We start from the raw sequence: 26,884 nt of genomic DNA on the forward strand, positions 1-26,884 counted from the left end.
TGCTGGCGAGCAAAACGGGACAAGCGCGTGCTTTGCCTTAGAATCAGTATTTCTCCACTGCATCATCTCCATGACCCTCTTTCCAGCCTTGCGCCGTGCCAGCGTGCTTGCCTTCCTTCTCCTGGGCACTACCGCTGTCCAGGCCAGCGTCGCGTTTCACGTCAGCGTCACCACGCAGCGTACCGACCAGCCCGGCGCGAAAAAGTCGCTGCCACGGCAGGAGAAGCAGGATAGTGATGTCGTGCTGGGCCCGCATTACCTGAGCGTACGTGATGGCAAGAGCCTGTCCGTGCTCGATTTTGCCTCGCGCCGCCGCTACGTCATCGATTTGGCGGCATCTACCTACGACGCGTATTCGCTGTTCGACGTGGCGGCTTATCGGCGTATCGAGATCGGACACCGCAAGGGCATGGCCGGCGCGCTCCAGGCTGGCGGCTTGCAGGCCCACGTCACGCCGCCCCACGTCACGCCGCCCGTATATGAGGAGCAAGCGCTGTCCGTGCCGGCGGCAAGGCGGCGCAATGCACTGCAGCCCCAGGTGCAGGACGGCGCCGTGCTGTGGTCGCTCGACGAGCAGCCTCTGCTGCGTTTGGGGATAGCCGGCAGCCCCGTCAGCGGCGACGACGCCACGGCGTTCGCCCAGTACCTGCGCTATACCTGGGGCGGTCACCCGTTGTTGCTGAAGATGCTGGCCGATGGCAAGCGCATTCCCGCCGACTTCACCTTGCACTACCAGGAAGTGGGCGGCACGGTCACGCGCCATTTCCGCATCAGCGCCATGACGGCGGGTGCGCCCGCCACGTATACGCTGGCAGCTTACCGGCCACGTCCGCTGGCAGCCGACGCGCCGACGCTCGAAAGAGTGCTGACGCAGGCGGCGCGGTTGCCGCCGCTGGGATCCCAGGCCCATCCCCCGCTGCGGGCTGAAGCGGAGCGTCTGTTTGCGGAAGAGAAACCCTTTGAGGCCTTCCTGAGCATGCTGGAAGACCATTTTTCCACGGGCGCGCTGGTCGAAAAACTCACGCCCCGGCAGCAACTGGCCATGCAGGAGTGCGAGCCCATTCACGACTTGACGCGGGGGCTGCTGGCCAAGGACCCGGCGGGCATCGCGGCCGGGCTGGCCACCGTGCAGGAATTAAGAGAAAAAACGGGACTGGAGCAGCCCGTACTGGCCTTGTTCGAAGGGAACTTGCGCGCCAAGCTGGGGCAATGGCCGGAAGCGACCGCGCTGTATCTGCAAGTGCTGCAGGCAAAACCGCGGATGGCGGTCGTGTACCAGGACCTGGGCGACGCCTTGCTGGCGCAGTTCGATGCGCCGAATGCCTGGCGCAGCTGGGATGCGGGGCGGGTCATGGCGCCGTCGCTGCGGCAATTTCGTAAGGCTAACGAGCTTGAACGTAGCCTGCTGAAGGAGTACCCCGCCTTCTTTGCAGGCGGGGCGCCGGTGCAGCCGACAGTTCAGCCCAGCACCAGCCGTCCGGCCAGCAGCACGAAGACGGTGGGCAGCACGAACTTGCCGTAAGGCGAAGGTTTGCCGCGCAGGCGGTGCGCCAGGCGCGCGGCCAGCACGGCGTACATGGCATCAAACAATAGGCCCATCAGCACCAGGACAGCGCCCAGGCGCAGGTATTGCATGCCGACATGCTCGCTGCCGACGACGAATTGCGGCAGGAACATGCTGCAAAACAGCAGTGCCTTCGGATTGAGCAGATTGGTCAGGAAGCCGCGCACCAGGCTGGCGCGGGCGCCGTGCGCCGTGGCGGGGGCGCCTTCTTCCTGCGCCGTTTTTTTCGACAGGGCCGACTGTAACAGGCGCAGCGCCAGGTACAGCAGATAGGCGGCACCTGCCCATTTGACCCACTGCAAGGCTTGCGGATGTGTCACCATCAGCGCCGCCAGGCCCGCGCCGGACAGCGCCACGTGCACGGCCCGTGCACCGGCGATGCCCACTGCCGTCACCAGCGCCGTGGCCACGCCGCGCGCCGCGCCCGTCGCCAGCACCAGCGCCATGTCGGGACCTGGTAATAAAAAGGCGCCGGCCAGTGCCAGCAGGTACATCAGGAAGGTAGAATCGGACATGGCGCAGCTCGGTCACAGGCAAAAAGTAAGGGCGGGAGCAACGGCCGCTTGCCGCATGCTCGCCGGGCCCCATTATGTTCTTGTCGTGATGAAATGTGCTTGCTTTTCCTGCCCTGCATACCCTAGTATTCGGGTAGATTCCACTCCTATAAAAACAAAAAATAGATGAAAATTTCAGAAGTTAGCCTCGACGCCACCGATTTGCAGATACTCAGGCTGTTGCAGGATGAAGGACGGCTGTCGAATGCGCGCCTGGCCGAGCGCTTGAAGCTCAGTGAAACCCCCGTCTGGCGCCGCTTGCGCCGCCTGGAAGAGGAAGGCTTTATCACCGGCTACCAGGCTTTGCTCAACCGCAAGAAGTTGGGGATCGGCCTGGTCGCGTTCGTGCGCGTCGTGTTTGCCAACCATGGCGGCGAGCAACCCTCGCAGTTTGAGCAAGCCATCGCGACGATACCCGAGATATTGTCGTGCCACAATGTGGCGGGCGAAGCCGATTATTTCCTGCAAGTGGTGGCGCGCGACCTGGAAGCGTATGGCGAATTCGTCTCGACCGTGCTGCGCCGCCTGCCCGGCGTGGCGGAAATCCAGTCCAGCCTGTCGATGCGCGAAATCAAGTCGTCGAACCGCCTTCCCTTGCCGCTGGCCTGAGGCGCCGGGGGCGCACTATGGCACTATAATTGGGTCTTTGCCAGGCATCCGCTGCCTGGCTTCCAGACCTTCTGCGAGGACCGCCATGCCTGATTCCCTGTCGCCCCTGTTTCCCGTCCTGACGCCGAACCGGCACGGCATGCTGGCGGTCGATGACCTGCACACCATTTATTGGGAAGAGTGCGGCAATCCCGACGGCATTCCCGTGCTGTTCCTGCATGGCGGTCCCGGCGCGGGCCTGTCGCCGCAGCACCGCCGTTTCTTCGATCCGCAGCGCTACCGCGTAATCCTGTTCGACCAGCGCGGCGCGGGCAAGTCCACGCCGCTGGGCGAATGGCACAACAACACGACGCAACTGCTGATCGAGGATATCGAAGTGCTGCGCGCCCAGTTCGGCATCACCCAATGGCTGGTGTTTGGCGGTTCCTGGGGTTCGACCCTGGCGCTGGCGTATGGCCAGGCGCATCCCGAAGCTTGTCTCGGTTTCGTGCTGCGCGGCATTTTTCTGTGCACGCAGGCGGAGATCGACTGGTTCATCGAAGGCGTGCGCTGGTTTTATCCGGAACTGTACGCGGAATTTGCCGCGCCTATCCCGCTGGAAGAACGGGGCGACTTGCTGGCGGCCTACGTGAAACGCATCCTCAGCAGCGATCCCGCCGTGTACTGGCCGGCCGCACGCGCCTGGAGCCGCTTCGAGGGCCGCCGCGTGTACCTGATGCCGCAGCCGGAAGATGCGCCGAACGATGCGCTGGACCTGGGCGTGGGCCGGCTTGAATCGCATTACATGGCCAATCTTGGTTTCTTCGAGGAGGACCAGCTGATTCGCAACATGGGGCGCATCGCGCATTTGCCGGCCGTCATCGTTCAGGGACGCTACGACGCCATCTGCCCGCCCCTGTCAGCCTACCGCCTGCAGCAGGCATGGCCTGGCGCCCAGCTGGAGATGATACCGGACGCGGGCCATGGCGCGCTGGAGCACGGCATCGCTTCGGCGCTGGTGCGCGCCACCGAACGCTTCGTCCCGGGGCGCGGCTTCGCATGACATTTAAACATGCCGGTTGGCAAAGCTGCCAGCCGGCGTGCGCCACCTGCTACACTACGGCCTGTGCTGGCGCCAGGGTCGGGCGCCGGTGTGAACCCACGACTTTTTATCCATGAACATACAGATCGGCGACATCGGCCATATCATCCAGCTGGCGATTGCGCCGGTTTTCCTGCTGACCGGTATCGGCACCATGCTGGTGGTGCTGACCAACCGCCTGGGCCGCATCATCGACCGCACGCGCGTGCTGGAAGACCGGCTCGACATTGGTTACAACGATTTCTATATGGATGAGCTAGATACCTTGTATCAGCGTACCCATCTGATCAATTACTCGATTTCGCTCAGCACGGCGTGCGGTTTTTTCGTCTGCGTCATCATCGCCATGCTGTTTTTGGGCGACATTTTGAACCTGACCCTGGACAAATACATCGCGGCCTTCTTTGTGCTGGCCGTGATTTGCCTGATCGGCTGTTTTATCTATTTACTGCGCGAAATTTACCTGGCCGCCAGGGCCCAGCGCATCCGGCGCCATATCCGTCCGCCCCGTTAAGCGGCCGCGCCGGTTTTACCCTACTATTGAAGAACGAGTCCAGCATGCACGATTACAAACGTCCCCCCACCCTGCACCGCTACGGCCAGCGCAGCGAACTTGAGCTGGCACTGAGCCTGGGCCAGTTCCGCCTGATGCCAGCGGGCAATTGTTTGACCCTCAGCTTTTCGCAAGTATGGGACAAGCAACTGTTCGACCTGTTCGCCCCGGCCGATGCCTGTTTGATCATCCACAATACGGAAGAATTCGGCGAACGCCTGCACCGCGCCGTGCAGCGTACTTTGCCCAGCTGGGCCGGCATCGACGGCCTCGTCGAGTATGGCCAGCGCGCAGCCCTGGGCGCCGCCTTCACCAAGACGCGCGCCGAAGCGCCCGAGCAGGAATGGCTGTTCGCCTGGCGCTCGATGCAGCCGCAGGCCAGCCTGAATCCCGTCACGGTGAAACTGGGCAGCCTGGAAAATTTTGCGGAAATCCGCGACCGCGATACCTATTTAGCCTGATTTATCCGGATTTATCGGCGTACTGGCTGTCGATGCGGGTGAGCACGGCCGCCATCATGCGCTCGATATCGCCGCGTATCATGGTCGTGCCCAGCATGCCGGGCACATAGAAGCCCGGCATCAGCCTGCTGGAAAAGACGATGCGCGTGCCGCCCGTCTCGGGGATGGGATACAAATTCCAGCGCGATTCGTAATGCCGCATGTCGCCCGAAATGAGGGCGATATCGATGGCCGTGAACGGCGTTTCCGTGGCCCGCACCACCAGGTGGATGGCGTGGTTCATGAACAGAAAGCGCGCCATGCCCTGCTGCTCGATGATGACTTCATTGCCGTTGCGCGACAGAACGCGGCAGGAACTGAGGTCGGGCACGAATTCATTCATGCGCTCGTAGGTGGTCAGGGTCTTCCAGACGGACGCCAGCGGCGCCTGCACGCTGCCGCTGGCATCGACTTCATACATGCGCTGCCCGTCGACCTCGATGCGCTTGACGTCGACCTTCAGCTTGTCCAGACGTGGCGCCTGCATCTGCGCTTGTGCTGCAGCCGGGATGGCAACGGTACACAGCATCAGCAGGCAGAGGAAGAGTCGTGTCATGCTACCTAGCCTACGGGAAACTTGCGCCCTGCACAAGCTGTACCCATCGCCGGCGGGCGCGCCGGGCGATTTAGAACTCCCGGTCTAGAGAAATACGCTGCGGCGGCCAGCAATGCTTGTTACCGTACGGCCTGCATACCATCTTCTATCGGACCGACCATGACTGCCTATCCCCATTTGCTGGCCCCGCTCGACCTGGGCTTCACCACCTTGCGCAACCGCGTCATCATGGGGTCCATGCACACGGGCCTGGAAGACCGGTTTTATCATTATGGCAAGCTGGCCGCGTTTTACCGCGAGCGGGCGCGCGGTGGCGTGGGGCTGATCGTCACGGGCGGCATCTCGCCGAACCGCCAGGGCTGGCTGCTGCCGTTTGGCGGCACCCTCAATTTTCTCGGCGACGTGCCGAACCACCGCAAGGTGACGCGCGCCGTGCACGAGGAGGGCGGCAAGATCGTCATGCAGATTCTGCATGCGGGCCGCTATGGTTATCAACCGTTCGTCGTTTCGGCGTCGGCGAAAAAATCGCCGATTTCGCCATTCCGCCCCCGTCCCTTGAGCGAGCGGGGCATCGAGCGCACGATCTGCGACTACGTACGTTGCGCGCGCCTGGCACAAAAGGCGGGCTACGACGGCATCGAAGTGATGGGCAGCGAAGGATACTTATTGAACCAGTTCCTGTGCGCACGCACGAATCTGCGCCAGGACCGCTGGGGCGGCACGATCGATAACCGCATGCGCCTGCCCGTGGAAATCGTGCGCCGTATCCGCGCCGCCGTCGGTCCCAACTTCATCATCATGTACCGCCACTCCCTGCTCGACCTGGTCGAGGGCGGCAATACCTGGGACGACGTGGTGACGGTGGCCAGGGCGCTGGAGCAGGCCGGCGTGACGATACTCAATACGGGCTTCGGGTGGCATGAGGCGAGGGTCCCCACCATCGTCACCTCGGTGCCGCGCGCCGCCTTTGCCTCCGTGGCGGGTCGGCTGCGCCGCGAAGTCAGCATTCCCGTGGTGGCATCGAACCGCATCAACATGCCGCACGAAGCGAATGCCATCCTGGAGCGGGGCGACTGCGACCTGGTGTCGATGGCGCGCCCCTTCCTCGCCGACCCTGACTTTGTCGCCAAGGCCGCTTCCGGCCGCGCCGACGAGATCAACACCTGCATCGGCTGCAACCAGGCCTGTCTCGACCACACGTTCGCCAACAAGCGTGCCAGTTGCCTCGTCAACCCGCGCGCCTGCCATGAAACGGAACTCGTGTACGCGAAAAAGGCCGTGCCGCGCAAGGTGGCCGTCGTTGGCGCCGGCCCCGCTGGCCTGTCGGCCGCCACCGTGGCTGCCGAATGCGGACACGACGTGACCCTGTTCGACAGCAGCGACAGCTTGGGCGGCCAGTTCAAGGTGGCCATGCAGATACCGGGCAAGGAAGAGTTTACGGAAACCATCCGCTATTTTTCCCGCCGCATCGCCTTGTCGAACATCAAGCTGCGCCTGGGCCAGCGCGTCACGCGCGAGCAATTGCTGGCCGGCGGCTATGACGACGTCATTGTCGCCACCGGCATCAAGGTGCGTCTGCCGGCCATTCCCGGCATCGAGCACCCGAAAGTGCTGTCGTATCTGGACGTGCTGCAAGCCAAGAAACCTGTCGGCGCGCGCGTGGCCATCATCGGCGCGGGCGGCATTGGTTTTGACGTGGGGGAATACCTGCTGCACGACCCGGCGCACCCGCTTCCGCAACCCGTATTGGCCTGGGCGGGAGAGTGGGGCGTGGACCTGAACGCGGCCACCGGCGGCGGATTGGTGGCGCCCGTGGCCTCTGCGCCCGTGCGGCAGATTTTCCTGTTGCAGCGCAAGACGTCGAAGGTGGGCGCGGGCCTGGGCAAGACGTCGGGCTGGGTGCACCGTGCGGCGCTGGCGAGAAACGGCGTCGCCATGCTGGCGGGCGTGACCTACGACAAGATCGATGGGCAAGGCTTGCACATCACCGTGGGCGGCGAGCAGCGCTTGCTGGCGGTGGACAACGTGGTCATCTGCGCGGGCCAGGACAGCTTGACGGAACTCATGCCGCCCGTCGACAAGGATGGCAAGCCCCTGCATGCGGGCGGCCCGCGTTTCCATAAAATCGGCGGCGCCGCGCTGTCGGCGGAACTCGACGCCAAGCGGGCGATACGGGAAGGTGCGGAGCTGGCCGCGAGTTTGTAAATTGAGGGCTGGGGTCAGACCCGGCGGGTCTGACCCCGGATGTCGCTGCACGTGCCGTTATTAATGGCCATGCCCCTTTTTCACCGCCTCAAAACTCTGCAGCACGTGCTCGGCCATGCCATTCGCCAGTTCTTGCTCGCCAATGAAGACTTTGCCCGCGTTTTCTGCGCGCAGCAATTCCGCCTCTTCCTCGCTGTGCGTGCGCACCACCGTCATGATGGAGGGGTTCAGCGCACGCGCCGTCTCTATCATGGCGCGCACGTGGAAGGTGTCCGGCGTGGCGATGACGAGCATGGTGGCGTGCGTGATGTGCGCCTGGATCAGCACGGCCGGTTCGCCCGCATTGCCGGCCACGGCCGGAATGCCCTGCTTGCGCAACTGGTCGACGATTTCCCGGTTTTCCTCGGCCACGACGAAGTGGATACCCCGCTCCATGAGGGCGGCGGCGATGCGCCGGCCTACGCGGCCGTAGCCGACCAGGACGATCTGGCCCGACAGCTTTTCGTGCGGCACCGTCATCGGCAGCTCAGCCAGCGGGTCGGTCGTGCGTTCGAACTTGCGCGCGAAATCGCTGTTGCCGATCACGCGCAGCAGCGGCTTGGCCATGCTGAACACGAGCGGGTTGAGGGCGATGGAGAGGATGGCACCGGCCAGTATCAGGCTTTGTCCTTCCTGCGGCATCAGGCCCAAGGAGAGGCCCAGGGCGGCCAGAATGAACGAGAATTCGCCGATCTGCGCCAGGCTGGCCGAGACGATGATGGCTGTTTTCGGCGGATAGCGCAGGGCCATCACCAGCAAAAACGCGGCGATCGACTTGCCGAAGATAATGATGGCGCACACGGCCAGCACTTGCAGCGGCTTCTCGATGAGAATATTCGGCTCGAACAGCATGCCGACGGAAACGAAGAACAGCACGGCGAAGGCGTCGCGCAGCGGCAAGGATTCTTCCGCAGCGCGGTGGCTGAGTTCTGATTCGCGCAGCACCATGCCGGCGAAGAAGGCGCCCAGCGCGAACGACACGCCAAACAGCTTGGTCGAAGCGTAGGCGATGCCCACGGCGGCGGCGATCACGCACAGGGTAAACAGTTCACGCGAACCGGTGCGCGCCACTTGCCATAAAATCCATGGGAACAGCTTGCGGCCGACGACCAGCATGAAGACGATGAAACCGGCCACTTGCCCCAGGGTCACGGCCAGGGTTTGCCACAGGCTGACGGCCTCGGCATCCGGCGCGACTTTGCCACCCAGCACACCGGCGAACGCCGGCAGCAGCACCAGCACCAGGACAGTGACGAGGTCTTCCACCACCAGCCAGCCGACGGCGATGCGGCCATTGAGCGAGTCGAGGATGCCCCGTTCTTCCAGCGCGCGCAGCAGCACCACGGTACTGGCCACGGACAGCGCCAGGCCAAAGATCAGTCCGCCACCGAGAGTCCAGCCCCACCAGTGGGCCAGGCCCATGCCCATCGCCGTGGCGACGCCGATCTGCAGTACGGCGCCGGGCAGCGCAATCTTGCGCACGTCCCACAAATCTTCGATGGAAAAGTGCAGGCCGACGCCAAACATCATCAGCATCACCCCGATCTCCGCCAATTGCCCCGCTATTTCCGCATCTGCCACAAAACCGGGCGTGGCCGGTCCGATGATGATGCCGGCGGCCAGATAGCCGACCAATGCCGGCAGTTTCAGGCGGGCGGCGATGAAGCCGAAGATGAGGCCGAACCCGAGGGCGGCGGCGATGGTGGTGATCAGACTGATGTCATGGGGCATGCGTGGTGGGTTCCTTATGGTGACGTGCGGATGGGAAAAGAGGGGATTCAGCGATTGAGTATAAACGCAACAAAGCTGCGGCTGGAATTTTCCTGCCGCTTTTTTTTACAGAAAATTTACGCTATATCTTCGTCCAGGTGCCTACGAACGCATGCCATCCACTGCGATCTGCGCCTAATTGAGGCAATCAGGCGCATCTCGCGGCTAGCGCTTACACCTTGCGTACGACCACGCAGCCGATGGAATAGCCGGCGCCGAACGAACAGATGACGCCCAGGCCGCCTGCCGCCATGTCATCTTGATATTTATGGAAGGCAATGATCGAACCGGCCGACGAGGTGTTGGCGTAGGTGTCGAGGATCACGGGCGCTTCGTTGGCCTCGGCGTCGCGGCCGAGGATCAGGCGCGCGATCAGCAGATTCATGTTCAGGTTGGCCTGGTGCAGCCAGTAGCGGCTCACTTGCGCCACTTCCACGCCGGCCTTGGCCAGGGTCGCCTTGATCATCTCGGCGGCCATCGGACACACTTCCTTGAAGACCTTGCGGCCTTGCTGGCGGAACAATTTGTCGGCCTTGCCCACGCCGGATTCGTCAAAACGGTTGAGGAAGCCGAAATTGTTGCGGATGGCATTCGAGAAGCGCGTTTTGAGTTCCGTGCCGATGATCTCGAACTGGTGCTGCGACACGGCCGTGTCCTTGGCTTCGACGATGATGGCGGTGCAGGCGTCGCCGAAAATGAAGTGGCTGTCGCGGTCGCGCCAGTTCAGGTGGCCGCTGGTGATTTCGGGATTCAAGACCAGCACGGCGCGCGCCTGGCGGCTTTGCACGGCGGCCACGGCTTGCTGGATGCCGAAGGTGGCGGACGAACACGCCACGTTCATGTCAAAACCATAACCATCGATGCCGAGCGCATCCTGCACTTCCACGGCCATGGCCGGGTAGGCGCGCTGCATGTTGCTGCACGCCACCAGCACCATGTCGATATCGGCCGGCGTGCGGCCGGCGCGCGCCAGGGCGTCACGCGCGGCAGCGACGGCCATCTCGGCCTGCAAGGACAGTTCGTCATCGCCCCGTTCCGCAATGCGCGAGACCATGCGCGTCGGATCGAGGATGCCTTCTTTTTCCATCACGAAGCGCGACTTGATGCCGGACGCCTTTTCGATGAAGGCCACGCTCGACAGGTCCAGCGCCGTCACCTCGCCTGCGGCGATCGCGTCGGCGTGATCGGCATTGAATTTTTCTGCGTAGGCATTGAAGCAGGTGACCAGCTCTTCGTTGGAGATCGAAAATGGCGGCGTATACAGTCCGGTACCGCTGATGACGACTTGTTTCATGGTTAAACTTTCAAATTTGGCAATCGACGCGCTGCCGATAAGTGAAGCAAATTTTACACAAACAGACTCGACCGTAGAGAGTTTCGTGTTGCGGGGTAGGGGAAAGTGTGGCGGAAGATTGATTTTTGTCGCGTGGACGGTGGCAGGGGGTATTGCGTGTGATGGGGGGCAGACCCGGCGGGTCTGACCCCAAACTGCCTACTTTTTCTGTTCTTTCTTGACGTCAGCCTGCACCACCACCGGTTCGGCCTTGGCCAGCTGGACAGGCAAGCCTTTCAGGTGATTCAGCGCCTGGTGCAGCTGGAAATCGTCCTTGCTGCCAAATTCCAGCGGCTTGCGGGTTTTTTCCAGGGCGATGATGCGCAATTGCTCTTCCATCTCGTCGTTGACGGGCGCGGCCTTGGTACTTTCCTGGTCGCGGTCGTTGCTCAGGTGCTTGGTCAGGTCCGCTTCGCGGATGCGCAAGCCGTTCAAGCCGTCGCCATCCGCATTTTCATCGACCAGCAGGTCGGGTACGATGCCCTTGGCCTGGATCGAGCGGCCATTCGGCGTGTAGTAGCGGGCCGTCGTCAGCTTGACGGCCGTGTCGGCGGTCAACTGGCGTATGGTTTGCACGGAACCCTTGCCGAAGGTTTGCGTGCCGATGATGGTGGCGCGCTTGTAATCCTGCAGGGCGCCGGCGACGATTTCCGACGCCGAGGCCGAGCCTGTGTTGACCAGCACCACCAGCGGCACCTTCTTGATAGCAGCCGGCAATTTCGCCAGCGCATCGCCTTCCGAGCGGAAGGAATAGTATTCGGCGCGGCCGTAGAACACCTGTTTCGAATCCGGTAACTGGCCGTTGGTCGAGACAATGGCCGAGTCCTTCGGCAGGAAGGCGGCCGAGACGCCGATGGCGCCTTGCAGCACGCCGCCGGGATCGTTGCGCAGGTCGAGCACCATGCCCTTGAGGTTAGGGGCTTGCTGATACAGGGCCGTGATCTGCGCGGCCATGTCGTCGACGGTCGGTTCCTGGAACTGCGACACGCGCAGCCAGGCGTAGCCCGGCTCGACCATCTTCGCCTTCACGCTCTTTTGATGGATTTCCTCGCGCGTGATGGTGAAGGCCAGCGGCTGGGGTTCATCCTTGCGGGCAATGGTCAGCGACACCTTGGTGCCCGGTTCACCGCGCATGCGCTTGACGCTGTCGTCCAGGCTGACGCCTTTGACGGGCTGGCCATCGAGGCGGGTGATCAGGTCTCCGGCCTTGATGCCGGCACGGTAGGCGGGCGAATCCTCGATGGGCGAGACGATCTTGATGTAGCCGTCTTCACTCATGCCAATTTCAATACCCAGGCCGACAAACTTGCCTTCGGAGCCTTCGCGCAGCTCGGCGTAGGCTTTCTTGTCCAGGTAGGCGGAATGGGGGTCGAGCGAGGCAACCATGCCGGAAATGGCATCCTCCAGCAGTTTTTTGTCTTCCACCGGCTCGACGTAATCGGACTTGATCAGGCCAAACACATCAGCCAGCTGGCGCAGCTCTTCCAGCGGCAGGGGCGGCTCGACGTTCTTTTGCGCCATGGCCGAAAATTGCAGCGACACGGCGACGCCGGCCACCACGCCCAGGCCGATCAAGCCGGTATTTTTGAGTTTGCCCATCATTGCACCTTTGCAGCTAGCGTGTCTTGCACAAGCGCCAGTCCCCGTGGAGCGGCGCTTTGTTGAAAGTATAGACCTGAATCTCTGCCGGCGTGGGCCGGTCGTGGAAAAAGCGTACCTGGCCGCAGTCTACGCGCGAAAACGGGACTTTCAGCTTGCCATATGTTGCGGTTTTGTATGCGATGTATAGTTACTCTTGAGGGGAGTAAGCATTTGTAAGAGTCGAAAAAAAGCGTGTGCGGCGGCCCTATAGTGGATTCGCATTCTCGACCCGAAGTGGTTTTGCCTGCGTCTGCGGACGCAGGCTTTTTTTTATCCGGAGCCCCCATGACATCGCCGACCTTTTCCCGCACCTTGCGCCGCCTCAGCCTGGCCTTCCTGCTGGGCAGCACCGCCTTGGCCGCCTCGGCCGTGCCGATCGCCGAGATGCGCCTGGAAGACTTGCTGCCGATGGCCCCCGATTTCAGGACGGAATTGAAACTCAATGCGAATCAAAGCACCTTGTGGCAGCAGGTGGAAGGAAAAACCCGTCAACTCCTGCGCGAACGCAAGGCGCGCCGCGAACGCGTGCAGGCGGCGGTGACGCAGGGCTTGCAGGCGCCCCGGCTGGAGTTGCGCGACATGCTCGCCGGCCTGGACAATGAAAGCGCGCTGAGCCTGGCCGAAGAAAAGCAGGTGCGCGAGTGGTGGCTCAGCGTCAACGATGCCCTGGACGAGCAGCAGCGCCAGATGGTGGCCCAGTTCATCGCCGGGCAGATGGCGCGCGTGATGGACGCCGCCGTACCCCACAGTGAATCGCGCGGTGCGCCCGGTGGCGAACACGGCGGGCGCAAGGGGGGCAAGGGCGGCATGGGAGGCGTGAGCATGGGCAATGGGGGCGCCGGCATGACGATACCCGCCAACTGAGGGGCAATCCAGGGGTAGTCCAGGGGCAAAGGATGGCCAAATGGCATGGTCGCGTGCTACATTCCCGTAGCGCCTGGCGCGGCGGGCTATCCGCCCGCAGCTTATGCCCGGTCTTTTTGACATGCCCCATAAGGACAATCCGTGAATCGCTATCTCTTGAGCAGTCTGACCCTGACCCTGTTGGCTGCGTTTGCCCATGCCGCCGAACCGGCATCCGCCGCATCCTCCGTGGCGGCACCGACCGTGGCGCCCAGTGTCGCACCTTCCGCGCCTGCCGCCGCTGGCGTCGTTTCCGGCATCGATGTGCAGTACATCGACCCTGCCGTGCGCGTGCAGGACGATTTCTTCACCCATTTGAATGGCAAGTGGCTGGCCACGGCCGAGATTCCTGCCGACAAGTCGAGCTGGGGTTCGTTCGCCAAGTTGCGCGATGACACCACGCCACAGTTGCGCGGCATCATCGAGTCCACGCAACAGGACAAGCACAAGAAGGCCGGTTCCGAAGCGCAGAAAATTGGCGACCTGTACGCCAGCTACATGGATGAAGCCCGCCTCGATGCGCTGGGCACGAAGCCGCTTGCCGGCGAACTGAACCGTATCCGCTCGCTGCGCGACAAGAAGGGCGTGCCTGCCCTGATCGCCCACCTGAGCCAGACGGGCGTGCCCACCCCGTACGCCGTGTACGTGGGCCAGGATGCGCGTGCCTCGACGAAATACGCCGCCTATGTCAGCCAAAGCGGCCTGGGCATGCCTGACCGCGATTACTACCTGGAAGCCAAGCAGGCTGGCGTGAAGGAAAAATACCAGGCGCACGTAGAAAAAATGCTGGCCATGGCCGGCGACAAGAACGCCGCCGCCCGCGCCAAGGCCGTAGTTGCCCTGGAAACATCGCTGGCCGAAGTGCAATGGACCAAAGTCGAGAACCGCGACCCCGTCAAACGCTACAACAAGACCGACATCAACAAGCTGAACGACCTGACCCCCGGCTACGACCTGAAGTCCAGCCTGGCAGCCCTGGGCATCGCCAACAAGGTCGATTACGTCATCGTCAACCAGCCGAGCTACCTGGCCGGCTATAACAAGGTGCTCGCTGCCACCGACCTGGACACCCTGAAAGCCTACTTTGAATGGCAGTTGCTGCGCAGCTATGCCAGCTACCTGTCGAAAAACTTCGTCGACGAAAGCTTTGCCTTCTACGGCACGGTACTGAGCGGCGTGACGGAAAACCAGCCGCGCTGGAAGCGTGGCGTAGGCGCCGTCGAAGGCGTGCTGGGCGAAGCCGTCGGCAAGCTGTACGTGGCGCAATATTTCCCGGCTGAGCGCAAGGCGCACATGCAGGAGCTGGTGAAAAACGTGCTGGCTGCCTACAAGGACAGCATCGATACGCTGGACTGGATGAGCCCGGAAACCAAGAAGGAAGCGCAAGCCAAGCTGGCCAAGTTCACGCCGAAGATCGCCTATCCGAACAAATGGCGCGATTATACGAAGCTGCAAATCGTCCAGGGCGACTTGGTGGGCAACATCATGCGCGCGGCCAATTTCGCTTCGGCGCGCCAGGTGGCCAAGCTCGGTAAACCGATCGACCGTGAAGAGTGGGGCATGACGCCGCAGACGGTGAACGCCTATTACAGCTCGACGATGAATGAGATCGTCTTCCCCGCCTCCATCCTGCAGCCGCCATTCTTTGACGCCAACGCGGACGACGCCGTCAACTATGGCGCCATTGGCGCTGTTATCGGCCATGAAATCAGCCACGGCTTCGACGACAAGGGCAGCCAGTCCGATGGCGACGGCAACCTGCGCGACTGGTGGACCCCGGCCGACCGCAAGAACTTTGCGGCCAAGGCTGACGCGCTGACCAAGCAGTACGATGGCTACAGCCCATTGCCTGGCTACAACGTCAACGGCGCGCTGACCCTGGGCGAGAACATCGCCGACAACTCGGGCGTGGCCATCGCGTACAAGGCGTACAAGATTTCGCTGGGCGGCAAGCCGGCGCCTGTGCTTGATGGCCTGACGGGCGACCAGCGCTTCTACATGGGCTTTGGCCAGGTATGGCGCAGCAAGATGCGCGAAGCGCAGCAGATCGTGCAAATCAAGACCGACCCGCATTCGCCGGGCCAGTACCGCGCCAATGGCACCATGGTCAACCAGCCTGGCTTCTATGAAGCGTTTGGCGTGAAACCGGGCGACAAGATGTATGTCGCCCCGGAAAACCGCGTCATCATCTGGTAAACGTCATTTAGCCAGGTAGGTCGGATTAGTACGGCAACGCCGTGCGTAATCCGACAATGCCACTGGCGCGAACAATGTTGTCGGGTTACGCCCCCTGGGCTAACCCGACCTACGCTTAAAATCCGTATCTTTTTTGCATTCCCCGCAAAGTTCTTTCTGTCGTTTCGGCCGGTATGCTACAGTCAAAAACCGGGCCAGAAGCCTTGGGCCTTCTGACCCTTATATTTTACACAATACAATATAGAGGACAACCGTGAATCGTTATTTGTTAAGTGCATTGACCCTGAGTTTGCTGGCCGGCGTGTCCGGCATGGCTGGCGCCGCTGATTCTGCCAAGAAAGCCGCTGTCGCTCCCGCCACGGCCGTCGCCGCTGCGGCGCTGACGTCCGGTATCGCCATCGAATACGTCGACCCTGCCGTGCGCGCGCAGGACGACCTGTTCCAGCACCTGAATGGCAAATGGCTGGCGGAAACTGTCATTCCTGCCGATAAGTCGAGCTGGGGCAGCTTTGCCAAGCTGGCCGACGATACGCAAACCCAGCTGCGCGGCATCGTCGAAGGTGCGAGCGCCGACAAGGCCCGCGCGGCCGGCTCGAATGCCCAGAAAATCGGTGATTTTTATACCAGCTTCATGGATGAAGCCAAGCTGGAAAGCCTGGGCCTGACCCCCTTGAACGCGGAGCTGGCGAAGATCGCCGCGCTGCAGGACAAGGCGGAGTTGCCTGCCGTCATCGCTCATTTCAGCAAGCTGGGCGTGACCTCGCCTTACGACTTCGGCATCCACCAGGACGCCAAGGACTCCACCAAATACGTGGCCGACATCGTGCAAAGCGGCCTGGGCTTGCCTGACCGCGATTACTACCTGGAAGAAGGCAAGGCCGATACGCGCGCCAAATACCTGGCCCACGTGGAAAAAATGCTCAGCCTGGCCGGCGACGCGAATGCTGCTGCCAACGCCAAGGCTATCCTCGCGCTGGAAACGGAACTGGCAAAGGCGCAATGGAGCAATGTGCAGAACCGCGATCCCGTCAAGACCTACAACAAGGTGGAGTTGGCGAAACTGGCCGCCTTGGCGCCAGGCTACGACTGGGCCCGTTACCTGAAGGACACGGGCATTGCCGGCAAGGTCAATTATGTGATCGTCAGCCAGCCCAGCTACCTGAAAGGCTTTGCCGAGATCGCCAACAAGACGCCGCTGGACACATGGAAAGCGTATTTCCAGTGGCACTTGCTGCACGCCAACGCCGGCTACCTGCCGAAAGCGTATGTCGATGAAAACTTCGCGTTTTATGGCACCACCCTGACGGGCGTGACGGAAATGCGTCCGCGCTGGAAACGCGGCGTGGGCGCCGTCGAAGGCGCGCTGGGCGAAGCCGTGGGCCAGCTGTACGTGGAGCAATATTTCCCGGCCGAGCGCAAGGTGCGTATGGAAGCGCTGGTGAAAAACCTGATGACGGCCTACAAGCAAAGCATCGACAAGCTCGACTGGATGAGCCCTGTCACCAAGAAACAGGCGCAGATCAAGCTGGCCAAGTTCACCACCAAGATCGGCTATCCGAACAAATGGCGCGATTACTCGGGCCTGACGGTGACGCCGGACGATTTGATCGGCAACATCCAGCGTTCGCACTTGCTTAACTACAACCGCGAATTGAACAAGCTGGGCCAGCCTATCGACCGCGACGAGTGGGGCATGACGCCGCAAACCGTGAATGCTTATTACAACCCGGAACTGAACGAAATCGTCTTCCCTGCCGCCATCCTGCAAGCACCGTTCTTCGACGCCAATGCGGACGATGCCGTCAACTATGGCGCCATCGGCGGCGTGATCGGTCATGAAATCAGCCACGGCTTCGATGACCAGGGGGCCCAGTACGACGGCGACGGCAACCTGCGCGACTGGTGGACCAAGGCCGACCATAAAAACTTCGCCAAGAAAACCAAGCAGCTGGTGGCGCAGTACAACAGTTTCAGCCCTGTTCCTGGCCACTTCGTCAACGGCGAACTGACCCTGGGCGAGAACATCGCCGACAATTCCGGCGTGGCGATTGCCTACAAAGCGTATAAATTGTCGCTCAATGGCAAGAAAGCCCCTGTCATCGACGGTTTCACGGGCGAGCAGCGCTTCTATGCGGGCTTTGCTCAGGTCTGGCGTATGAAGATGCGCGAAGCGCAGCAACTGGTCTTGCTGAAAACGGACCCGCACTCGCCAGGCCAGTTCCGCGCCAACGGTACCATGCGCAACCAGCCCGGCTTCTATCAAGCCTTCGACGTGAAACCGGGCGACAAGATGTATCTGCCACCGAAAGACCGCGTCATCATGTGGTAAGACGGTTGTCCCAGGCATAAGTTGCCAGCCGCCCCGCGCAAGCCGGGCGGCTTTTTTACATCGGGTGATCTGGCACAAACTGCGGGCGAAAAAAAACCGCCCATCCGGGCGGTTCCTGGTCCAGCGCGCTGGCTGAATTATTTGGCAGGCTCGGCAGCTGGTGCGCTAGCGCCGTCAGCGGCTGCGGCCGGTGCCGGCACTTCCGGTTCCTTGAACTTGCCGCCCGACGCGTTGGCCATGTAGACGACGGCGCGCGCTACTTCCACATCGTCGAGGTCGGGATTGCCGCCCTTGGCCGGCATCGCGCGCAAGCCTTCGATGGCGTGCTTCAGGACCGTATCGTAACCCTGGGCCAGACGGGCCGACCAGCCGCCCGCATCGCCAAATTTCGGTGCACCGGCCACGCCGGCGCCATGGCACGCCACGCAGGTGGCTGTGTAGACGGCTTCGCCGCCTTGCAGCACCTTCGGACCGCTGGCATCCTTGAAGGTAAAGCCGGCGTTGGCCACTGGGCTCAGGCGTTCGGCAATGGCTTCCGGCGACTGGCTGTCCGTCCCCGCACCCGTCAGTTTTTGCGCCGTGACGAACTGCACCAGCAGGATGATGCCAATGACGGTGATGAGGAAGAAGCCAGCTACGGCGGCAAGCAGTTGTTTAGGCGTTTTGATCGCTGATTGTTGTTCGTTATGTGCGTCGCTCATGATGTCCTTAGTCCGAATTTGAAACTGATGGCCGTGTAAGGTAGCATTTTTACATGCTTGTATGTAAACCTTTATGAAACCCACAATTATAGGCACAAAAATTGAGCAGTGACATGCAATTGCCAGCGATACGACAGTTTCCGTAGACGTAGGTAAAGAAAAACGGTATCCTTCGCATCACTTCAGAAATTCCCCCTACGCGGCTGTAGCTCAGTGGATAGAGTATTGGCCTCCGAAGCCAAGGGTCGTGGGTTCGATCCCCGCCAGCCGCACCAAAAAATCCTAAGTTGTTGATCCTCAACACGCTTTCCTCTTTTTTGATTCTTGCTACATTGCTCTGCTACAAAAAGGTAGAGCATGTCAGAGCATCTTGCACGTCGAGGCGGCATTTGGTGGGCGCGGTTGGTCGTTCCAGAGCGGCTACGAAAGCTGGCCGGTAGGCGCGAATTTATCCAATCTTGCCGGACCCATGAGCTGCACGTGGCCAAGATGGTCGCGGCGGTCTTGGTCTCCACTTGGAGACGGCAGCTTTTGACGTTAAGCTCCGCGTCCATGAATTCAAATGTCCTAAAGTTGATCGAAAAAGACCCCGCCTTGTCTATAGGTGGATATTTATCTCTTGATGAAGCTGCTGCATCTATCGGCGTTGAACGTAATCGCATACTGCGAATGGCCACGGACCATCGTTTGAAGTTGTACTGCCGCTTGGCCGGTGTGCCAGGGCATATAGTGTCCATAGAGTCACTTGAGCTGGACCCCTCTGTTTCTGGTGGCCTGGGTCGTATTGTGCCTACGCGTTCACAGCTGCCGGAAAGCTCATTTGAACAGACTTATAACGGCGTGCTGTCCATTCCCGATTCTAAGCAGGTTGCCAGCAGCATCATCGCCGAAAATCTCGAACACATTGACTTGGTGCTGTTTAACCTACCAGAAGCCGCTGGAAAGGTCTTTCTACCTGACTCAACCATCTTGGTTGCAGTTGGTAGCATCGAGGTGCAAGCAAAGGCCATAGACATCATCCGAGTCCACTTGGCGCGTGAGGTCACACCGGAGCAGATTCGGCGAGCAAGCGCACTAACTGACGTCGCCAGATCGCTAGATGGACCCGGCGCCGGAAAGCTGTTTAGTGAGGCAGTTGAAGCCTATTGCACGGAATCTGAGGGCCTTCAGAAAACGCTCGAAAGTAGCGCAGAGCAGCGTCAGCGTAAGGCCGGCATTTTGCTGTTCATGGAATTTATGGGCGACATGCGCTTGAAGGAAATTGATGCCGATATGTTACGTGCTTTTCGTGATGGCCCGTTGAGGTCGCTTCCTGCCAACTCAAACAGACTACCAAAAGACTTACGCCGCTCGACCATGAAGGAGATGGTGGAAGTATTGAAAGCTGATGGCCGGACTTGGCCGCTCATGAGTCTCGACATGCAGGGGGAAAGAATGCAATGGTTGTCGAGATTTTTTAAATGGGTGCATGAGAAAAAGCAATGGACTTCATTGAATCCGGCTGCGCCACTTAGTGGTGAGACAGGTAGGTCAAAAGCCGAAATGAAAGAAATCAAGCGTGAACGTCGGAGTAGAGCAGACGAAGACGAGGAAGGAGTTCGGTTATTTAGTCAAGACGAATTAACTCGAATATTTGGACAACAACACTATAAAATCGGCGATGGTCGGCACGTGACTAAACCATCTTACTGGTATCCATTTCAATACTGGATTCCACTATTGGGACTATATGCGGGATGCAGGATAAAAGAGGCTTCCCAATTACACCTGGATGATATTCGTTTGGAAGCTGACGTTTGGTGTATTGATGTGAATGAAAATACAGCGGATAAAAGTATTAAGAATGAACAAAGCAAACGTCTAATACCGTTACATCCAAAATTGATCGAGTTGGGTTTTTTGGACTATTGCGAACGGTTGCGAAATGTGGGATATAGGCGCGTCTTCCCTGATCTCACTTGGGCAAAGACCGACGCAAAATATGCAAAAGAGTCGATCCGTAAAATGTCGGCGATGCTGCTAAGTTTAGGGATGCCGAGAGATAATACAAACGTCTTTCATAATTTTAGACATAATGTGAACGGAATGCTTTCGCGTGTGCCAATGGCATCGTTGCCTTTTGCTGATGAAAATCTTAAATTCGTTGTTCGTCATCTTATTTTGGGGCACCTTCCGGGGGAGAGCGTGAACATGAAACACTACACTCATATCACGATGCTGGAAATGTACGCGTTAATAGCTGGGATACACTACGACCTCCCGCCGATTGCGAAACTAGACATTGATTTTGCTATTAAGTGCGTGCAAGTAGCATTGGGTAAAAAGAAGGATGATAGACAAGGGCGCGAGGATATGGGGCCTCTGAACTTGGAAATATATGGCACTTGAGCGGTTTCTTGGCCAATGCTACAAAGAGCGGACCTAGAAGCACTGTAGTTCGGTTGCTAACATGTGGGGGAACGCTCCAGCGCAGTACAGCAGGCTGGATCTGGCACTTCATGACAGTGGCCCAGCAGTTACTTCCTCGCTAGCCTTCCACTAGCTATTTTCGTCTTTGACGAGTTCTGCGGATGTGGTATATTGGTTACAGGGCGATAGCTTATTATGGTTAAAGCGCCATCTTTTGATGGAGTTCCTGGTTCGATTCCAGGTTGCCAAAGGGAATTCTATTTGATTAACTACTGAGTGTCCTTTGGCAACCACTTCACCTCCCGTCTTATCCGACGCACAAATCCAAATTATTTTTAGCGCTCAAACTAAAAATGTTCGCGCCTTGAACTCAGCGTGGACCCATCTTGTTCGAACAATCAATCGTGATCTGGTATCGGGTAACGAGGTAAGCTTAAAAACTCATACGCAGTTATTAGGGCTTCTGTATTGTTCTTGGGCTGAGTCAATATTTTTGAAACTTATTCATACACCCAGAGGCTTTGATGGTGGAATGATTAATCAAATTCAAAAAGTCAAGAAGGACAACGGTGTTTTTTTCGCATGGCTAAAATGCCTGGAACTAGGATTGCTAAAGGTTCCAGCTGCAAATGCTGCCGGAGATATTGCAAACATCCGACAAACATTGGCCAGGCTTATTAAAGAATACATCGAAGAGCCAGCGCTGCTGAGAAATAAGATGGCGCATGGTCAATGGGAGGTAGCGTTAAATCGTGAAAATACCGCTATAAATGAGGATATTTCACGGAAGATCAAGGATATCGACGTTGTTAAACTAATGGCCCTGAAGAGTGCGACCGAAATCGTTGCAAGTTGTATTGAATTGCTTATTCAATCTCCTCACATGCATTTTAGAAGTTCGATAAAAGATGTCATTTGGGAACACGACCAGAAGTTGGCTGAACAAAGCACGTGGACTCTGGAAGAGAAAATTGCACAGCTTAAAGCTCGTGCGCCTCGTTCTCGCTCTGTCGGATATTGAAGAAGGTCTAGTTTGTACCACGAAGCCGCATGATCGTCTGGCGGCTGGTTTTGAATGCCCTTGCCACCGCCGCCACAGCGGCTCCTGCTGCTAGCTGCGCCAGGGCGGCGGTCCGTTGATCCTCTGATAGCGCCAAAGGGCGTCCAAAGGCTACGCCGTCCTTCCTGGCGCGCTCCTGGCCCGCTAACGTGCGCTCAATCAGCAGGTCGCGCTCGAACTCTGCCACGGCGGCTAGGACGCCCATTGTCATCTTACCTGCTGCACTGGTGAGGTCTACGCCGCCCAGAGCCAGACAGTGTACGCGAACGCCCATCCCTTCCAGGCGCTCCACGCTGGCGCGCACGTCCATTGCATTGCGCCCCAGCCGGTCCAGCTTCGTTACGACCAGCACGTCACCCACCTCCATCCGATCCACCAGCTTGGCGAATCCCTTACGTTCCATTGCAGCGACAGACCCTGAGATAGTCTCTGTGATGGTGCGCGCTTCCGTAATAGTGAATCCGGCGTTCTTGATTTCCTGGACCTGGTTGTCTGTCGTCTGCGATTCGGTCGATACGCGGCAATATGCAAAAACTCGTGACATGGCATTCCTCTTGAAGTGTACGAAAGTGATGTGCGAAATAATTGCATGTACGAAACTGCCATAACTCTATATTTCGTACATGCTAATGTGCCGTGTCCGAATATGGTCATATTCGGACACAAAAGAAGTGTAGCATACTTATATCACTAGTGACTAAAATATGTTATGCTCTTCAACATGAGCAAACCTGTAGATACCTCGAAAAAACTCGGCCGCAAACCAATCGGCCCGACCAATTTGACCCCGGCTGAACGTCAACGGCGTTATCGCGAGAAAATGCGCGAGAAGGGTGGTAAAGACTTCCTGTTGACACTGGCGGGGTTGCACCTCCAAGGCGTCGAGGCATTCGCAAGCGCGCATGATTTGACAGCATCAACTGCATTGCGTCTGCTTGTTGAACCGGCCCTGGATCGCTACGTTGGGATAATGAATCGTATTCATCGCATGGCGGAGAATGGTGCTACGGACGAGGCTTGCGCGCAGTTTATGAGCGACCACTTGTATCCGGAACTGCCGGAAATGGAAGCTAGTCGGAAAGCTCCATGAGTGCTGGCACATTGACGTACAGGACGGAGATAGACTGGGTTGAGTTGGAGGTTCGCACAACGGCCCCTTCAAATTTCTGGTCTGTTCAAGAAGTATTAAGGCCGGTGCTGCCTCGCTCACAAGCGAAACAGCAGTTCGTTACCCCTTTGGATGGCGGCAATGGCGGCGCGGCGACGATATTTCGATTTAGCATTCAAGACCCTGAGCGGGCAAGCAAGATCGAGAAAGTTGTAGCCGCACTATGCGGTAGGTTTGACCTTGTTTCCATCGTGGTTACAGGCGTGGAGGTAGCTTTCGACACTTATAGCCAATGCGGAAGCATTCGCCAGTTAGCGGAGTTAGCGGCTGACCGTTTTAGGTTCATTACTGCAAAGCCTAGCTCCTGCTGGCATTTCTACCGCCAGAGGGGCGAGAACCCGCAGTTCATAAATGTGCTGCCAGGACGCAGTGATCTTGTCGAACACTTTGAGGGGTTTTGGCAGTTGGCCGACCGGAAGGACAAAGATACTGCGGACGTTCGCTACCATGCGTATGTGAAGACGTTGGACAACGGCACTGAGCTGCTTCCAGATCGCCACCGTGCGCGCTTCGAGATCACGCTACGAGGTGCCGCACTTCCATTCCAAACCGTGGAAGAACTGAAGAAGTTCAATTTCGCTGAGCTGGCCCATTACTTCAAATTTCGCCGCATCGCTGACAACGTGCCTCCGGCCGTCAAATATGCGCTTACTTCCTGGTCCGGTCGGCAGCTCGGCCTGCGCGGGCCGTATCGAAGACCAGATCTAACTAGGGTCGGAAAGTACAACGGCACCAGCATATTTAGAGGCTCGACCGTTGCCGACGACAAGCTGAACGCGGATGTTTATGAGTGCCTGCGACAGCTTACGCGTACATGGCGTAAGCGCTCCCGACGTGCGGATTTTCCGGAAGTTTTTTTGCCGCCAGCCCGCATGGATACGTAATTCCAGTAGCGCGTCCTTATAATGTTTAATACTACATACCTACACGATGACAAAGAAGACTGCTGCGCCTGACCAGATTAGCCAAGCATTGGCGTTGCGAGAAGCAGGCTACACCGCCCTCGCCATCAGCCAGCGGCTTGGCATCAGCGTGCGCAGCCTACAACGGCATTTCGCGTCCACAGGAACACGAAAGGGCGCGCTCAAGGCTGACGTGCTTCAAAGGGCCAAGGATGACCTGATGGCGCGCATCACTTGCGACCAGACGATCAAGCAAGAGGCTGCCCGCCTCGTCGCCGACGATCTCGCCCACTCGATGCATCTTCGTGAGCTGATCCTGGCTGCGTCAGAGCAGATGAAGGCTGCGTCCCTGAGCGATGCCGTGCAGGTGATGCGTGCGGCGGCGGCATACTCGACCACGATCAAGAACACGTCGGACATCATCCGTCATAGCCTGCGCCTGAAAGATCTGGCCGACGACATGGATGAGCTGCCGGAGTTGGTAGTTACCGAACTCAGCCAGGCAGAGATTGCCGAACTCCGCCGCCAGCCTGACGCCGACGCTGAGCTTGCGGTGGACGTGACTGAACTCGACGCCAACGACAATGCCATTGTCGAGGAGCTACCGGCATGACGTGATGTTGGCGTTTTCCTGGCATGCCCGAGTCCTAGAAAAAATGACAACACTGGAGGGCTGTGCTGTCGTCCACCTGGAGGTGATTTTGAAAATCAAGCAACATGTTCCACTTTGCCGTTCCTCACCTCAAATCGTTGCCTTGACGGTATGGTTTGTGAGGCTGCTACGTATGTTCATGTTAGACTCTTGCCGAACAAAACTTACGACAAGCTAGACGGCTGTCAAACTAAATCAGGAATTGTCGTGGCAAAAAATGAGCGAAAGACAGAGAATGTTGTTCGGGATGAACTACGTCAGTGTGGCTATTATGGAGCCGACACGGATATCCAAATAGAAGAACAAAAAAGCAATATCGACGATGTGAAGCAGTTAATGAAAACTGCTAGTAAATCAGGCGGCGGTGGTGGTGGCGCACCAGAGTTTATAATCAGTTCACCTTCCTCTGCCGACTTTCTCCTTATTGTGGAATGTAAGGCTGATGTAAAGGATCACGAAAGTTCATCGATTGACAACATTTTGACGGGTACGGAATTCGATGAAAGTGATGATCTACGGGCTAAACGAATTCAGCGATTTGCAGTCGATGGCGTATTGCACTATGCTAAATCCCTGTCAAAGAAGTTTAACGTAATTGCCTTAGGTGTTAGCGGAGAAACCAAAAAATCCGCGCTTATATCGACATATTTATGGCCTAAGGGTGGAGTTAAGCCTAAACGACTTGTCGCTAAGGATGGTGCGACACTCAATGGTATTATCCCTTGGAACGATTATATCGAAAACGCGACCTTCGATCCATCCGTTCAAAAGTTGCGGTTTGATGAACTAATGGGATTCGCGGCGGATCTCCATGAGTTTATGCGGGATCATGCAAAGCTAACAGAAAGTGAAAAACCGCTCCTCGTTAGCGGCACCTTAATTGCGCTACGTAACAAAGGTTTTGTCGCTTCATACAATGTCGTAAATCCAGCTCAATTACAAAAAGATTGGATGCGTGTCATTCAGGAGGAAATCCAGGCAGCTGATATTCCGCAGGCAAAAAAGGACAATATGACTCAGCCTTATTCCAGTATCGGAGTCCACCCCGAGTTAGGAAAAGCTACGAAGTCATATCCTAAAGGTCCATTGCATGAGCTTATCGACCGCCTAAACAGCAAGGTTTGGCCCTTCATCAGTATTTATCACGACTTCGACGTGGTAGGTCAGTTCTATGGTGAATTCCTGAAGTATACAGGTGGGGACAAAAAGGCACTTGGAATTGTTCTCACGCCACGGCATGTGACAGAACTTTTTGCGTTATTGGCGAATGTTAATAAAGATAGCAAAGTTTTAGATATTTGCGCTGGCACCGGTGGGTTCCTCATTTCGGCCATGCATAGAATGTTTAAGAGCGCTACCACCGAAGATGAGCGCAATCGAATAAAAAAGCTTGGCCTTATTGGTGTTGAGCAACAGCCTAATATGTTTGCATTGGCTGCGTCAAACATGATTCTTCGTGGCGATGGCAAGGCTAACTTGTATCAGGGTAGTTGTTTCGACGAGGGGATTACCGAAGCTATTAAGAAGCATGAGTGTACAGTCGGCATGGTCAATCCTCCGTACAGCCAGGCCGACAGCGACCTCCACGAATTACGCTTCGTCAAACATATGCTGGACTGTCTCGAACAGAGTGCGACCGGCATTGCCATCGTCCCTATGTCGTGTGCTTTAGCATCGAATGCTATCCGCGCTGAAATCCTTCGAGACCATACCCTTGAAGCCGTAATGTCCATGCCTGCCGAACTGTTTTATCCTGTAGGGACAGTCACGTGCATAATGGTTTTCACTGCGCATAAGCCACACGAGGATGAGGGACGGAAAACGTGGTTTGGATATTGGAAAAATGATGGTTTTGTAAAAACAAAGAATAAGGGACGTATCGATCAAAACGAAGTATGGTCTTCAATACGGGACCGATGGGTAGAGATGTATCGAAATCGGGAAGTACATGCCGGTGAGAGCGTGATGCAAAAGGTTACGGCTGCCGATGAGTGGTGTGCGGAGGCGTATATTGAAACCGACTACAGCATTCTTACCCAGGCAGATTTTGAAAATGTCGCAAAGAATTACGCGATATTCCGGCTTCTCGGGTTGCATGAAACTGAGTCCGAGGGTGACCATGCCAACAGTTAGCGATCTGTTCATTCTTAAGTACGGCC

22 protein-coding genes, 1 tRNA gene and 1 pseudogene are annotated in these 26,884 nt (G+C 58.2%); 17 read left to right on the forward strand and 7 right to left on the reverse strand.

The window, feature by feature from the left end:
• Positions 1-70 precede the first annotated feature (70 nt).
• On the forward strand, positions 71-1,522 hold the full coding sequence (locus tag CLU92_RS20775; RefSeq protein ID WP_101483432.1) for a hypothetical protein: 1,452 nt from the start codon (positions 71-73) through the stop codon (positions 1,520-1,522).
• On the opposite strand, the gene CLU92_RS20780 is transcribed toward CLU92_RS20775, so the two are convergent.
• Positions 1,459-2,079 carry a LysE family translocator gene (locus CLU92_RS20780; RefSeq protein ID WP_257561136.1) on the reverse strand — a complete coding sequence of 207 codons (621 nt, stop codon included), beginning with the start codon at positions 2,077-2,079 and terminating at the stop codon, positions 1,459-1,461. The genes CLU92_RS20775 and CLU92_RS20780 overlap by 64 nt on opposite strands.
• A 165-nt stretch (positions 2,080-2,244) precedes the next feature.
• On the opposite strand from CLU92_RS20780, the gene CLU92_RS20785 reads away from it, so the two are divergent.
• The 4 genes from CLU92_RS20785 (at position 2,245) to CLU92_RS20800 (ending at position 4,822) form a co-directional block, all read left to right on the forward strand.
• Positions 2,245-2,727, forward strand: coding sequence for an Lrp/AsnC family transcriptional regulator (locus tag CLU92_RS20785; RefSeq protein ID WP_010393611.1), 483 nt, complete (start codon positions 2,245-2,247; stop codon positions 2,725-2,727).
• 85 nt (positions 2,728-2,812) lie between these two features.
• Positions 2,813-3,769: a prolyl aminopeptidase gene (pip, locus tag CLU92_RS20790; RefSeq protein ID WP_101483433.1), complete on the forward strand. Its 957-nt coding sequence runs from the start codon at positions 2,813-2,815 to the stop codon at positions 3,767-3,769.
• Between the two features lie 112 nt (positions 3,770-3,881).
• Positions 3,882-4,322 carry a DUF2721 domain-containing protein gene (locus CLU92_RS20795; RefSeq protein ID WP_101483434.1) on the forward strand — a complete coding sequence of 147 codons (441 nt, stop codon included), beginning with the start codon at positions 3,882-3,884 and terminating at the stop codon, positions 4,320-4,322.
• Positions 4,323-4,366: 44 nt separating this feature from the next.
• Positions 4,367-4,822, forward strand: a complete 456-nt coding sequence (locus CLU92_RS20800; protein ID WP_099408108.1) for a hypothetical protein — start codon at positions 4,367-4,369, stop codon at positions 4,820-4,822.
• Position 4,823: 1 nt separating this feature from the next.
• Here the strand turns inward: CLU92_RS20800 and CLU92_RS20805 are convergent, their stop codons facing one another.
• Complete coding sequence (locus tag CLU92_RS20805) at positions 4,824-5,417, reverse strand: SRPBCC family protein (RefSeq protein WP_306821373.1); 594 nt, start codon at positions 5,415-5,417, stop codon at positions 4,824-4,826.
• Between the two features lie 159 nt (positions 5,418-5,576).
• On the opposite strand from CLU92_RS20805, the gene CLU92_RS20810 reads away from it, so the two are divergent.
• Positions 5,577-7,622 carry an NADPH-dependent 2,4-dienoyl-CoA reductase gene (locus tag CLU92_RS20810; RefSeq protein ID WP_101483436.1) on the forward strand — a complete coding sequence of 682 codons (2,046 nt, stop codon included), beginning with the start codon at positions 5,577-5,579 and terminating at the stop codon, positions 7,620-7,622.
• Between the two features lie 60 nt (positions 7,623-7,682).
• On the opposite strand, the gene ybaL is transcribed toward CLU92_RS20810, so the two are convergent.
• The 3 genes from ybaL to CLU92_RS20825 form a co-directional block, all read right to left on the reverse strand.
• On the reverse strand, positions 7,683-9,392 hold the full coding sequence (ybaL, locus tag CLU92_RS20815) for a YbaL family putative K(+) efflux transporter (protein ID WP_101483437.1): 1,710 nt from the start codon (positions 9,390-9,392) through the stop codon (positions 7,683-7,685).
• 211 nt (positions 9,393-9,603) lie between these two features.
• Positions 9,604-10,725, reverse strand: coding sequence for a beta-ketoacyl-ACP synthase III (locus tag CLU92_RS20820; protein WP_101483438.1), 1,122 nt, complete (start codon positions 10,723-10,725; stop codon positions 9,604-9,606).
• A 198-nt stretch (positions 10,726-10,923) separates the two neighbouring features.
• Positions 10,924-12,366 (reverse strand): S41 family peptidase, encoded by a 1,443-nt coding sequence (locus tag CLU92_RS20825; RefSeq protein WP_101483439.1) that lies wholly within the window; start codon positions 12,364-12,366, stop codon positions 10,924-10,926.
• Positions 12,367-12,690: 324 nt separating this feature from the next.
• Here CLU92_RS20825 and CLU92_RS20830 point away from each other — a divergent pair, with 324 nt between their 5' ends.
• From CLU92_RS20830 to CLU92_RS20840, 3 genes are all read left to right on the forward strand, one after another.
• Entirely contained in the window at positions 12,691-13,269 is a 579-nt protein-coding gene (locus CLU92_RS20830; protein ID WP_101483440.1) for a hypothetical protein, read from the forward strand.
• Positions 13,270-13,410: 141 nt separating this feature from the next.
• Positions 13,411-15,504 carry a M13 family metallopeptidase gene (locus CLU92_RS20835; protein WP_101483441.1) on the forward strand — a complete coding sequence of 698 codons (2,094 nt, stop codon included), beginning with the start codon at positions 13,411-13,413 and terminating at the stop codon, positions 15,502-15,504.
• A gap of 253 nt (positions 15,505-15,757) precedes the next feature.
• Complete coding sequence (locus CLU92_RS20840) at positions 15,758-17,833, forward strand: M13 family metallopeptidase (RefSeq protein WP_101483442.1); 2,076 nt, start codon at positions 15,758-15,760, stop codon at positions 17,831-17,833.
• A gap of 137 nt (positions 17,834-17,970) precedes the next feature.
• Here CLU92_RS20840 and CLU92_RS20845 read toward each other — a convergent pair whose 3' ends face one another.
• Positions 17,971-18,534: a cytochrome c5 family protein gene (locus CLU92_RS20845; protein WP_101483443.1), complete on the reverse strand. Its 564-nt coding sequence runs from the start codon at positions 18,532-18,534 to the stop codon at positions 17,971-17,973.
• 199 nt (positions 18,535-18,733) lie between these two features.
• Here CLU92_RS20845 and CLU92_RS20850 point away from each other — a divergent pair.
• The 4 genes and pseudogenes from CLU92_RS20850 to CLU92_RS20865 all read left to right on the forward strand — a co-directional run bounded on the left by CLU92_RS20850 (position 18,734) and on the right by CLU92_RS20865 (position 21,964).
• Positions 18,734-18,809: transfer RNA gene (locus CLU92_RS20850), tRNA-Arg, on the forward strand.
• A gap of 82 nt (positions 18,810-18,891) precedes the next feature.
• Positions 18,892-19,050: pseudogene (locus tag CLU92_RS28505) on the forward strand (DUF6538 domain-containing protein); the annotation flags it as partial.
• 36 nt (positions 19,051-19,086) lie between these two features.
• The gene (locus tag CLU92_RS20855; protein WP_180338550.1) at positions 19,087-20,922 is read left to right on the forward strand and encodes a site-specific integrase; all 1,836 of its coding nucleotides are present in this window, start codon (positions 19,087-19,089) and stop codon (positions 20,920-20,922) included.
• 304 nt (positions 20,923-21,226) lie between these two features.
• Entirely contained in the window at positions 21,227-21,964 is a 738-nt protein-coding gene (locus CLU92_RS20865) for a hypothetical protein (protein WP_143452630.1), read from the forward strand.
• 7 nt (positions 21,965-21,971) lie between these two features.
• On the opposite strand, the gene CLU92_RS20870 is transcribed toward CLU92_RS20865, so the two are convergent.
• Entirely contained in the window at positions 21,972-22,547 is a 576-nt protein-coding gene (locus CLU92_RS20870; protein WP_101483446.1) for a recombinase family protein, read from the reverse strand.
• 177 nt (positions 22,548-22,724) lie between these two features.
• Here CLU92_RS20870 and CLU92_RS20875 point away from each other — a divergent pair, with 177 nt between their 5' ends.
• From CLU92_RS20875 to CLU92_RS20890, 4 genes are all read left to right on the forward strand, one after another.
• Positions 22,725-23,093, forward strand: a complete 369-nt coding sequence (locus tag CLU92_RS20875; protein ID WP_143452631.1) for a hypothetical protein — start codon at positions 22,725-22,727, stop codon at positions 23,091-23,093.
• Positions 23,090-24,055, forward strand: a complete 966-nt coding sequence (locus tag CLU92_RS20880; RefSeq protein ID WP_101483448.1) for a hypothetical protein — start codon at positions 23,090-23,092, stop codon at positions 24,053-24,055. The genes CLU92_RS20875 and CLU92_RS20880 overlap by 4 nt, the downstream gene beginning before the upstream one ends.
• A gap of 46 nt (positions 24,056-24,101) precedes the next feature.
• Positions 24,102-24,686: a hypothetical protein gene (locus CLU92_RS20885; RefSeq protein ID WP_101483449.1), complete on the forward strand. Its 585-nt coding sequence runs from the start codon at positions 24,102-24,104 to the stop codon at positions 24,684-24,686.
• 246 nt (positions 24,687-24,932) lie between these two features.
• Positions 24,933-26,858, forward strand: coding sequence for a class I SAM-dependent DNA methyltransferase (locus tag CLU92_RS20890; RefSeq protein WP_218973472.1), 1,926 nt, complete (start codon positions 24,933-24,935; stop codon positions 26,856-26,858).
• Positions 26,859-26,884 lie beyond the last annotated feature (26 nt).

This window comes from Janthinobacterium sp. 61 (assembly GCF_002846335.1).
Classification (GTDB): domain Bacteria; phylum Pseudomonadota; class Gammaproteobacteria; order Burkholderiales; family Burkholderiaceae_D; genus Janthinobacterium.